Raw genomic sequence first — 1,139 nt, forward strand, 5'->3', positions numbered from 1 at the left:
AAAAGAATGCGCACCGTTGAAAGCTTCCGGCATCTGCAGCGCGAGGCAACCGCTTGGCGCCGCTATCTCCACGAAAATCCCGAACTCGGTTTTCAGGTCCACAACACAGCGAGTTTTGTGACCGACAAACTGGCTTCGTTCGGTATCAATCATATCGAAACGGGGATAGCCGAAACGGGCATCGTTGCATTGCTTCAGGGCGAGGGCGGGGAGGGTCCCACTATCGGGTTGAGAGCCGACATGGATGCCCTGCCAATTGTTGAGGCTTCCGACAAGCCGTGGTCATCGAAAATGCCTGGCAAAATGCACGCGTGTGGGCATGACGGTCATACGGCCATGCTATTGGGCGCTGCGAAATATCTTGCCAGTACGCGTAATTTCAAGGGCTCCGTTGCCTTGATTTTTCAGCCCGCCGAAGAAGTGGAGCTCCCGTCTGGCGGCCTGAAAATGGTTCAGGAAGGGATTATGGACCGGTTCTCCATCTCGCAGGTTTTTGGGATGCACAACTCGCCGGGCATTGAAATCGGCAAGTTCGGTATCTGCGCTGGCCCGATCATGGCCTCGCAGGACGACTTCGATATTGTCGTGAAGGGCAAGGGCGGTCATGCGGCCGCCCCGCATCGTGCCATCGACCCCGTCGTCATTGCAGCTCAGATTGTCCTCGGTCTGCAAACTCTGGTCTCGCGCAACACGAACCCGATCGATTCGCTTGTAATATCTATCACCAAGTTCACGCCGCCCAGGCCTACAACATCATCCCCAATCAGGTTGTAATGGCAGGAACCGTTAGGACACTGGCACCCAGCCTAAGGGACTTCGCCGAACGACAGATTTTGGCAGCTGCACAAGGCATTGCCCGAGGATTTGGCGCTGACATCGAGTTCGAGTATCGTCGATCGGTGCCGGTCACCTTCAATCACACGGAAGAGACCGATCTGGCAATCAAGGCGGCACGCGATCTCGTGGGGCCTGACTCCGTGGACGACAAGACAAGCGTGCGCATGGGCGCGGAGGATTTCGCCTACATGCTTGAGGCGCGACCGGGCGCTTTCATTTTCCTCGGCAATGGAGCAACGGATGGCCTCCACCACCCGGCGTATGACTTCAATGACGATGCCCTCCCATATGGCATCGGCTAT

1 pseudogene is annotated in these 1,139 nt (G+C 56.8%); it reads left to right on the top strand.

Annotation, left to right across the window (positions count from 1 at the left end):
* Positions 1 to 6 precede the first annotated feature (6 nt).
* Positions 7 to 1,139, top strand: a pseudogene (locus tag IVB12_RS26800) (M20 aminoacylase family protein); the annotation flags it as partial.

This window comes from Bradyrhizobium sp. 179 (assembly GCF_023073535.1).
GTDB lineage: Bacteria > Pseudomonadota > Alphaproteobacteria > Rhizobiales > Xanthobacteraceae > Bradyrhizobium.